This is a genomic window from Streptomyces chattanoogensis (assembly GCF_001294335.1).
Taxonomy (GTDB): domain Bacteria; phylum Actinomycetota; class Actinomycetes; order Streptomycetales; family Streptomycetaceae; genus Streptomyces; species Streptomyces chattanoogensis.
Genome location: NZ_LGKG01000158.1, coordinates 49,619 through 59,179 on the forward strand (window position 1 = coordinate 49,619; position 9,561 = coordinate 59,179).

The window sequence follows — 9,561 nt, forward strand, 5'->3', positions numbered from 1 at the left end:
GCCGTGACCGCCGGCGCCCCTGCCGTCATCGAGGTCACCGAGCACGCCCCGCCGCTGCCCCGCCGCCTCCCGGATTCGGTGGGCCGGGCCCTTGCCGCCTCGCGAATCGTCGACGCCGCCCCGGACCCGTACGGGCCCGGTCAGTGGGTGCTGAAGGCCGGCAGCAAGGTCGGCGCCGTACGCGTCGACGTGCCCGGCGGCGATCCGGTCACCGTACGCATCAGGCCCAAGGTGCCCATCGCCCGGCTGTTCTTTCTGCTCGGCTACAGCCTCGACCCCAAGGGCTGGCGGGACGGCGACGTGGACGTCGCCGAGCACGGCGACCTCCTTCCCGCCCTCGCGCACGCGTTTGAGCGGCAGGTGGATCGGGCCCTCGCGCGGGGGCTGCTCCAGGGCTACCGGACCGTGGAGGACAGCGCCCTCGTCGTACGCGGCCGGATCAGGGAGGCCGAGCAGATACGGCGGCGTTTCGGGGCGGCGATACCGGTCGAGATCGCGTACGACGACTTCACCACAGACATAGCGGAGAATCAGCTGCTGCGCGCCGCCATCGAGCGGCTGCTGCGCCTGCCCGGCGTCCCCGGCGACGTCCGGCGCAGACTGCTGCACCAGCAGGCGCGGCTGGCGGACAGCACCCCGCTCGTCCTGGGGAAGGCCCTGCCCACCTGGTATCCGACACGGCTCAACTCCCGATATCGGCACGCGCTCCACCTCGCCCAGGTCATCCTCCGCGGAGCGTCCGCGGAGCACCTGGCCGGAGCCCTCCGCGTCGGCGGGTTCCTGTTCGACATGAACAAGCTCTTCGAGGACTTCGTGACCGTCGCCCTGCGCGAGGCACTGGCAACCGGCGGCGGACGCTGCCGGTTGCAGGACCCCCACCACCTCGACGAGGCGCAGCAGATCCGCATGAAGCCGGACTTCGTCCTCTACGGCGCGAGGGGTGGCCCGCAGGCTGTCGTCGATGCCAAGTACAAGGCAGAGAAGCGCGCTGGATTCCCGGACGCCGATCTGTATCAGATGCTGGCGTACTGCACGGCGCTCGGACTTCCGGAGGGACACCTCGTGTACGCCAAGGGCAACGCCCCGCACACGGCGCATCGGATCCGGCATGCGGGCATCGTCATCCACCAGCACGCGCTTGACCTGGACCAGTCGCCCGCCAGGCTGCTCGCTCAGGTGCGGAGGCTGGCCGGTGCCCTGGGCCCACAGCGCGACTCGTAAGATCATTCAACAGTCTGTCAGTGACCGCGAATCCCCGAGCCCCCGAACCCGCACTCCGAGGAGCCTCCGCGTGCCGCGACTCGCCTTCGCCCACTCCTTCTGGGAGAGCTACGACGCACTGGAGAAGCCGCTCAGGACGGGCGTCAAAAAAGCGATGGAGAAGTTCGAGCGGCTCTCGGTAGCGGAACTGCACGCCGACAAGGGACTGCACCTGGAGTCCGTCGAGAACTCGCGCGACCCGCGCATGCGGACCATCCGCATCAACGACAACTTCCGGGGTGTCGTCCTCGCCCCGGACGACGGCAGCGATGTGTTCCTGCTGCTGAACGTCGTCAAGCACGATGCGGCGTACAGCTGGGCGGCCAAGCGGCTCTACACCGTCAATACGGCGACCCGGGGCCTGGAGGTCCGCAATGTCGTCGCCATCGAGCAGCTGACGCCCGCGCTGGAGAAGGCGGCCGCCGAGGCGCCCTCGCTGGTCTTGGCGAAGCACTCCGACACGGTGCTGCGGGAACTCGGCATCGATGACCAGGTGCTGAGGGCTGCGCGGACCATCGTGGACAAGCCGCAGCTGGAGGCGTTCGGGAGTCTGCTGCCCGAGGACCAGTTCGAGGTGCTGCAGTTCTTGGCGGAGGGATTCTCGCCGGAGGAGGTCTACCGGGATGTGGTCGCCGCCCGCAGGCCCGCCGACGCTGCCCCCGAGCCCGATGAGGATCTGGCGTCCGCGATCTCCAACACCGTCAGCCGCATCACCCTCGTGACGGGGCCGCAGGAGCTGGCCGGCATCCTGGAGAAGCCGTTCGCGGCCTGGCGGGTCTTCCTGCATCCCTCGCAGCGCCGCATGGCCTACCGCGTGTCGTACGGCGGTCCGGTGCAGGTAACCGGCGGACCGGGCACCGGTAAGACGGTTGTGGCACTGCACCGCGTCAAGCACCTGCTGTCGCGTGCGCCGGACACCCGGATCCTGCTCACGACCTACACCAACGCGCTCGCCGCAGCGCTCCGGGAGAACCTGGCGCTGCTCCTCGACGACGACGAGCAGCTTGCCCGTGTCGACGTCACCACCGTCAACGCCTACGCGAATCGCATCATCCGGGAACTCGGCAGGCGGACGGTGTCGCCGATCGGGGACCAGGACGAGCGGCGTATCTGGCAGAAGGTGGTCAAGCGGCTCGGGCTGCCGTGGACCGAGCAGTTCCTGGCGCAGGAGTACCGGCATGTCGTCCTCGCCCAGGGCATACGGTCCGCCGAGCACTATCTGCAGGCTGCCCGGCGGGGACGGGGGACGGCGCTCGGGCCGCTGAAGCGAGCCCAGCTGTGGTGGGGCATCGAGGCGTTCCTGTCCGCGCTGTCTGCACAGGGCGCCAGCACGCATCTTCAGGTGTGCGACGAGGCTGCCCGGCTGCTCGGCGGGGAGGACAGCGCGGACCGGTCCGTGCACGGATACGACCATGTCGTCGTGGACGAGGCACAGGATCTCCACCCGGCGCAGTGGCGTGTTCTGCGCGCGGCGGTCGCGCCGGGTCCTGATGACTTGTTCATCACCGGTGACCCGCACCAGAGGATCTACGACTCCCATGTGTCGCTCGGCTCGCTCGGCATCTCGGTGAAGGGGCGGTCCAGCAGGCTGCGTATCAACTACCGCAGCACCGAGGAGATCCTGGTCTGGTCCACGGGCATCCTCGACACGGTGCCGGTCGGGGACCTCGGGGGCGAGGGCGCCGACACTCTGGCCGGCTACCGCTCGCTGCTGCACGGCAGAAAGCCACACGTCGGCGGGTACGGCTCGGAGCATGCCGAGGTCACCGCACTGGTGGAGCGGATCGCGGAGTGGATGGAGCAGGGAATCCGGCCTGCCGAGATCGCCGTGTGCGCGCGCTTCAACCTGCTGCTGGACAAGGTCCGGGACCGTCTGGAGGCGGCGGGCATCCCCGCCGTACGGGTCAAGGACAATCCGGACGCGGGCACCAAGGGCGTGCGCCTGGCCACGATGCACGCGATGAAGGGGCTGGAGTTCCGCTGCGTCGCCGTGTTGGGCGCCACGGCGAGCGCCGTGCCCTTCGGCAGGGAGATCACTCCTCCCGAGGTCGACCGGCTTCAGCACGATGCGGACATGCTGCGTGAGCGGTGCGTCCTCTTCGTGGCGTGCACGCGGGCGCGGGAGGCGCTGCACGTGTCGTGGAGCGGGTCGCCGAGTCCCTTCCTCCCCACCGCGCTGGTCTAGGAGTCCGAGGCGTCAGCGGGCTGCGGGGCGAGGGCTCCGGTGATGAGGTCATCCCGTGCCAGCGCCACCGCCTGCTCGCTCAGCTAGGCAAGTCGCCTGATGCTCCGTTCGAACTCGCCGAGGGATCGGTGGCCCGGCCCCTGGGCGAATTCCAGAGGGCGGGCCACCGGATGTCCGGCAGGTCGTCAAGCGCGGCAGCGCAGCATCTCCAGCGGGGGGTTGGCGTGGAAGTCAGCCCAGTGGTCCGCGCCGAACTCGCGCACGCCGGCCTCCGACACGGTCAGCGGGACCCAGGTCAGCTCGCTGAATCCGGCTGCCTGCAGGCACTTCTCGTAGACCTCGCGGCGCGGGCGGTTGGCGACGAACGAGACCGGCGGGTCGAGGAGCGCCGTGGTCCGGACCTGCGGTCCGGTCTCGACCTCCTCGCCGGTGAGCACGCTGCGGAAGCCGTACTTCTCCGGGGTCGGCCCGTCGAAGCGGAAGTCGGGCGACTGGTTGAGCACGAAGAGCTCGGCGCCGGGCTTCAGGCTCCGGTGGATGTTGCGGCACATCCGCTCGGTGGTGGAGGTGTCCGGCGCGTAGTTGAGCAGTTGGACCGCCAGGGCGATGTCGAAGCGCTGCTCGAAGGGCCGCAGCTCGGACACGTCGCCCACCTCGTAGCTGATGCCCTGCGGGTCGGCCTTCTCCAACGCCTCCGACACGGCGACCATTTCGCCGGAGATGTCGATTCCGAGCACCTTCGTGGCGCCGCGCCGCTTGAACTCCCGGCTGTAGAAGCCGGTGCCGGAGGCCAGGTCGAGGACCGACTTGCCGCGCACGTCCCCGACCATCGCCAGGAAGCTGGGCACCACTGCGTACTGCTCCAATGGCAGGGCTTTGAAGCCCTCGTACGCCTCACCGATCTCGTCGTACTGCTGCGTGCTCACAGCGCTGTCCTCCCCGTGTTTCGTCATGTCCTTGGCCACGGCACGGTCCCCCGTCCCCGGGGCACGCCGCGGCCTCCGACTGGCAGTCTCTACGGACCGCGGAAGGCCGGCGTACTGGCAGAACCCACAAAGATCCGGGCATCGTCCCGGTCGTGTGTACGGGTGGGCGTACGGGATCGAGCGGATGATGGACAACGTCGGTGCGCTCTACGGCGCGCGGCGGGGTGGTGGCGCTGCGGGCGGTGGTCGGGCTGTTGGAGGAGGACCTGGATATGAAGCTGCGCACCTGGGCAGGGCACCCTCGCCCTCCTGGTCGCAGCCGACGACCGAGGAATCCGCTCCCCCCAGCATTCCGACGGAGCCAACCGCGACGCTCAACTGGCCGGCTCAAGTGCTCAGTCACACCGCCATCGACCGCGAAAAGAGCCGGTTGCTCTATGCCGACCACGACGCCGTCCGCATCGCCGACGTGCTGCGCGACAGTCCGCACATCCTCGCAGCCAACGCCCAACCCGGCGAGGACCGCGTCACGTTCACCACGCTGGCCGGCACCCGCCTCGACGTCACGCTGCAGGACGCCGAACCGACTACGGACGACCGCAGCCGACCAGCGGGGCTTCCGCGAGTGGGGCGCCGGAGACCCCGAGGGCGAGGATGTCCGTATCGCGTCCGCCGGCCGGCTGTCCGTCATCTGGTCCGCCGGCGCGGAGCACGATGGGGACAGGGGCGAGCACGACCAGGACCAGGACGTCGTCGCCGAACCGGCGCGGCCGTCGCCGGCCGCTGAGCAGGCCCGCCTGATGACGGCTGTGTTGCGGCCACGGCCGGTCGCATTCGGGGCGGCGAGCGGAATATCCAGGAAGGGGGCGGGCCCTGCTTACGCGGAGACCTCGGTCTTGGCCTCTGTGACCGGCGCGGTCCTGCGAGCCGATACCGGCCGCGGCCGCTTGCGGCCCCAGCGGACCAGTGTCAGGTGCAGCACCAGGGCGACGAGCGCGACCCCCGCCGTGCAGTACGGCAGGCCGGCCGGGGCCACACCCGAGACCAGGACGAGACCGCCGAGCGCCGAACCGGTGGCGCTGCCCAGGTAGACGGCGGAGCTGTTGAGTGAGACGGCGACGGCGCTGTGCTCCGGCTCGGCCGCGATCAGTTCGTGCTGCTGGGGGACCTGCAGGGCCCAGCCGGAGGCGCCCCAGACGATCAACGGCAGGATCAGGCCCCAGTGAGTGGCGGCGACGCCGGGCAGTACCGCTTCGGAGGCGATCAGCAGGACGAAGATGACGGTGGCGATGCCGTACGCCACGATCGCCAGTCCCCGGCCACGGCGCTCGGCAGGCGAGAGGGAGGCGGCGGTGGCCGCGGCGAGCGGGGAGTAGACGCCCGCGCCGATGCCCGCCACGGCGCGCGCGATGAGCAGCATGGTCAGTGAAGTCGACACCGCGGAGAGCGCGTTGGCGAGCGTGAAGACGGTGAGCGCCAGCGAGAGGATCACGCGGGCGGGCCGCCCGGCGAGCACGGTGGCGAACACGGGGGCCGCGAGGGCGTAGCAGAGCGTGAAGACGGTGACCATCTGGCCCGCGGCCGAGGCGGAGACATGAAGGTCACCGGCGACGACCGGCAGCAGACCGGCCATGACGTAGGCGTCCAGCCCGAGGGCGAACGACCCCAGGGCCAGCAGCAGGATGCGACGCATGCGCCGTGACTCCTCTCGATATTCGAAGTTCGAGAACATTGAACATAGCAGGTGGGAGGTGTGTCGGCGACCGAGTGTGCGATCCTGGTGAGGTGCGCAGCTACCGACACCCCGAGACGGGGGACATCAGGCTCACCGACGTGCTGTACGCGCTCAGCGACGACACACGGCTCGGCATGGTCGCCCGGCTGATGGACGGGCGGGAGTACACATCTGGGGAACTCAGCGGCGAGACCCCCAAGTCGACGGCATCGCACCACACCAAGATCCTTCGGGAGGCCGGGGTGACCCGTACCCGCTCGGAGAGCACCCGCTGCTGGATCTCGCTGCGCAGAGACGACCTGGACGGCCGTTATCCGGGCCTGCTGGAGACCCTTGTCGGCAGTTTCCATGCCGAGCACGCGGCTGAGCACTGAGCCGGGCGCGCAACCCTTTCGACGCCGCCGTACGGACCTGCTGGCAGCCCCAGGTGCGCAAGCGCCGCCGCGCGCAGGCTGCCACCGGCACCGGCACCGGCATCACGGTGGAGACCAGGGCCCGATTCGGTTACACCGCGCCGATCGGCACGACCGACGACGACCGCTTCCGCCGGCTGACCGTCCACCTTCCCGCGTCGTACGCGCAGCGCCTGTTCGACGCCCGCGCTACTGGGGCAAGCGACCAGCGGATGCGCGAAATCCTCGCCCAGGGATTCACCGAATCCCTGGCCATTGAGCCGAAGCGCGCTAGTTGTCACATTGGCAGGCTTGTTGTCACTCCGGAGCTGAGCCGAGCTGCGGGGTGTCGGTGCGGACGTGAGCCGTGACACGTCAGTTGGAACCTTGCCGAGATCGCTGGATCCGTGACCTGTCAGCACGGGAATCGATAACCGAGCCGAAGCGCCCGGTGCGACGACAGCGGAGCGGGCGTCGTCGGGCCGCGGTACGGCCTGTCCCGCGCAGGCCACCGCCCCCAAGTCCCATCTTCCGATTTGTGCTGTCTGCGACACTTGTTCCATGTCTGGCGACCGACAACACGATTCCAAGCCATCGCGGTCCATGCGGCTTGCCGCCTGGATCTTCCCAGTGGACGTTGACGGTCATCAACGACAGTCTTGGTCCCAGTGGACGAACTGGCGGATCTTCCTGCTGCTCCTCTTCGGGCCGTTGATGCTGATCGGGGCGTTCACTGCCCGAGGTCCCGGAGTGACTTGGTGGGAACGAGGCGCCCTCGCTGTGGCCGGTGCCGCCCTATCGGCGATCTTGGTTCGCGTGGTGATCGGGTACCGGCAGCTCACGCATTCAACCCGGCAGAGATCGAAGGCCCAAGACACAAACGCGGGCCGGTGACACGTCCAGTCCGTGCCACAGCTGTGCCGGATCGAGCGGGGAACCACGCGGCGACGACCTGCTCCAGGGCCGCCCGGTAGGCATCGCGCTCGTCCTCAAGGCGGAAATCCTCGCTGGTGATGTCCATCAGCGTGCGGGCCATCTGCAGCTCCTGGTGCCACGGCGGCTCTGTGCGCGGCTGCCCGTGCGGCGGGGACTTTCCGCCCGCGCCGTTCACGCTGGTCTGGCACGACGCCGAGGTGGCCCGGCGCGCGCTCGCCGCGGTGACCGTGGACACGGCGGGCGAAACGCCGTACGTCGATGACGTCCTCCGGCTCCTCGCACGTGTCGGCATCACCGTCGAACTCCGCTGATCGTCCATGGACGAGCTCACCGAGAGCGCGGACGAGTCCGGGGCCGGCGAGACCTCCAACTGGGCCGGTCAGCCCTGGTCGGCCGGGGCGGTCAGGGAAGACGCTGACGGGTAGCGCTCCAGGCAACGAGTTGGTCGCGGGTGGGGCCAGGTGCCAGGTAGCCGACCAGGCTGTCCAAATGGGCCGTCAGGTTCTTGTGCCACCGCAGCTCGCGGATCTGCTCGATGGCCAGGTCACGCCAGCTGCCCGCGAGAGCGGCGGCCTGTGCGGGCGTGAATGCCAGTGCCGCGAGGGTGTCGGACGCCAGCGCTTCGGGGCTCCAGCTGGGGTCCGTGTCATCGGGACCCAGCCGGTCGATCACCCACATCCGGAGCATGAAGTCCTGCCGGGTAACCGGCGCGTGATGCCCTTTGCCGTCGGTGAGCATGCGCCGGTTCGCGAGCAACGACAGCTTCGCCCACTGGCGACGGACTTCCTTGGGATGGGTGGAGTCGTAGGCATGCCCCTGCGCCGCGGCACGTGCTGCCTCAAGCTGCTGACCGCTGGCGGCGTGGATGTATGTGCGCAGCTGATCGAGCGGCCACGTGCTCAGATCGTGCCCTGGGTCAACTCGATCTGTGTCGGTGCTCAATGGCCCCCGCTTCTGGGCATAGCCATCCCGAGGTTGATGGTGGCTTTCGTCGACGCCGGCTTTCTGGGACCGCCGGTCGATCTGCGCGAGCTTATCCTCGGCACCAGCAAGGCCGACCTGGAGTTCATCGCCCTCGCCGAGCCGACCTTCCCGCTCGGCTTCGGTGATGCGGGCGATCACGCGGAGGTCGGCTGCCGGTTGCGGCAGGTACGCCACCTCCCTGCAGGGTTCGCCATCCGGTCCGCGTCCAGGGACGTTCCACAACGACCCTGATTTCAACCGCCGTACGCCCCTTCTGTCGATACCCGGCAGGTGAGGGAGCATCACCAGCGCGTAGATGCACAAGGGCCGGGTCAAGTACGGCAGGGGAAACGTCAGAGACAGCGACTGTGGCAGTCCTTCGGCGAGGTGGTACTCGGCGTCCGGGGTGTAGCGGACCGTCAGGTCAATCACGCCGGTGTTCGCCGTGCCAGGCTCGTCGCGACCGAACGCCGCATGATCGGTGCACACGGCGAACGGCTCGTCCCCCGCACCGCTCTGATGCCGCACCCTCGCTGCATGGCGACTGGTGGATCACAACGCAGCGGGGGCGAAGCGGAGGACGGCAGTCAGGGCGGGAACGAGGGGTTGTCGCACGGCGCTGCGGCGCCAGCAGGGAGACACCCGTCAGCAGGGAGACACCCGGTGTTCCCGGTGCTGGGCGAAGTGGGCGATCAGACGCCGTGCCGCCTGGTCCCGGGCGTGCTGTGGCTCCTCTGCCGCGACGCGTTGTGCGGCGTAGATGCGCACCATCTCCGGCCGCACATAGTGCCCTTGGGCATGTTCCTCGAGGAGGTGGGCGTCGCACAGCTCGGCAAGGTGACGGTGAGTGCGTTCGGTGTCCTGGCCGGCCAGCACGCCGGCGTCCTGGAGTTCAACACACGGGCCGGGGTGCAGACCGAGAAAGCGGAAGAGGCGGGCAGCGCCGCTCGACAGGGCACGGTAGCTGAGATAGAGGCAGGTCTCCATGGCCAGGTCGGCGTCGTGCGCGGACAGCTCCTGCAGCCGGCGGCGCTCATCGGCCAGGTTCTTCGACCAGCACTCCAATGAGTTGTGTTCATCCTGAACATGCTGGTCGCGGGGGTGGCGTGGGCGGGTGATGTCGTGCTCGTGCTGGCTGTCGGCACCTGTCTGGTGTGAAGATCG

The 9,561-nt window shown here is 69.2% G+C and carries 8 protein-coding genes and 2 pseudogenes; 5 read left to right on the top strand and 5 right to left on the bottom strand.

All coding sequences use genetic code 11. The annotated features are described in order from the left end of the window. Nucleotides 1-3 precede the first annotated feature (3 nt). Both ADL29_RS28450 and ADL29_RS28455 read left to right on the top strand, forming a co-directional pair. Entirely contained in the window at nucleotides 4-1,221 is a 1,218-nt protein-coding gene (locus tag ADL29_RS28450; RefSeq protein WP_053926446.1) for an McrC family protein, read from the top strand. A 70-nt stretch (nucleotides 1,222-1,291) separates the two neighbouring features. Further along, the gene (locus tag ADL29_RS28455) at nucleotides 1,292-3,445 is read left to right on the top strand and encodes a UvrD-helicase domain-containing protein (RefSeq protein WP_053926438.1); all 2,154 of its coding nucleotides are present in this window, start codon (nucleotides 1,292-1,294) and stop codon (nucleotides 3,443-3,445) included. A gap of 185 nt (nucleotides 3,446-3,630) precedes the next feature. On the opposite strand, the gene ADL29_RS28460 is transcribed toward ADL29_RS28455, so the two are convergent. Together ADL29_RS28460 and ADL29_RS28465 are read right to left on the bottom strand one after the other, a co-directional pair. Next, nucleotides 3,631-4,371 (bottom strand): class I SAM-dependent methyltransferase, encoded by a 741-nt coding sequence (locus ADL29_RS28460; RefSeq protein WP_053926447.1) that lies wholly within the window; start codon nucleotides 4,369-4,371, stop codon nucleotides 3,631-3,633. 877 nt (nucleotides 4,372-5,248) lie between these two features. Next, entirely contained in the window at nucleotides 5,249-6,064 is an 816-nt protein-coding gene (locus ADL29_RS28465) for an MFS transporter (protein ID WP_053926439.1), read from the bottom strand. A gap of 92 nt (nucleotides 6,065-6,156) precedes the next feature. Here ADL29_RS28465 and ADL29_RS28470 point away from each other — a divergent pair, with 92 nt between their 5' ends. Both ADL29_RS28470 and tpg read left to right on the top strand, forming a co-directional pair. Further along, complete coding sequence (locus ADL29_RS28470; protein ID WP_053926440.1) at nucleotides 6,157-6,480, top strand: ArsR/SmtB family transcription factor; 324 nt, start codon at nucleotides 6,157-6,159, stop codon at nucleotides 6,478-6,480. Nucleotides 6,481-6,500: 20 nt separating this feature from the next. Then, nucleotides 6,501-6,764 (top strand): annotated as a pseudogene (tpg, locus tag ADL29_RS28475) (telomere-protecting terminal protein Tpg); the annotation flags it as partial. Nucleotides 6,765-7,336: 572 nt separating this feature from the next. Here the strand turns inward: tpg and ADL29_RS43725 are convergent. Next, nucleotides 7,337-7,534: a hypothetical protein gene (locus ADL29_RS43725; RefSeq protein WP_157878595.1), complete on the bottom strand. Its 198-nt coding sequence runs from the start codon at nucleotides 7,532-7,534 to the stop codon at nucleotides 7,337-7,339. A gap of 28 nt (nucleotides 7,535-7,562) precedes the next feature. On the opposite strand from ADL29_RS43725, the gene ADL29_RS28480 reads away from it, so the two are divergent. Then, the gene (locus tag ADL29_RS28480; RefSeq protein WP_157878596.1) at nucleotides 7,563-7,745 is read left to right on the top strand and encodes a hypothetical protein; all 183 of its coding nucleotides are present in this window, start codon (nucleotides 7,563-7,565) and stop codon (nucleotides 7,743-7,745) included. 91 nt (nucleotides 7,746-7,836) lie between these two features. On the opposite strand, the gene ADL29_RS45565 is transcribed toward ADL29_RS28480, so the two are convergent. Both ADL29_RS45565 and ADL29_RS28490 read right to left on the bottom strand, forming a co-directional pair. Next, a complete protein-coding gene (locus ADL29_RS45565; protein WP_245689673.1) occupies nucleotides 7,837-8,925 on the bottom strand; it encodes a hypothetical protein in 1,089 nt (362 codons plus the stop codon). A gap of 117 nt (nucleotides 8,926-9,042) precedes the next feature. After that, a pseudogene (locus tag ADL29_RS28490) lies at nucleotides 9,043-9,561 on the bottom strand (hypothetical protein); the annotation flags it as partial.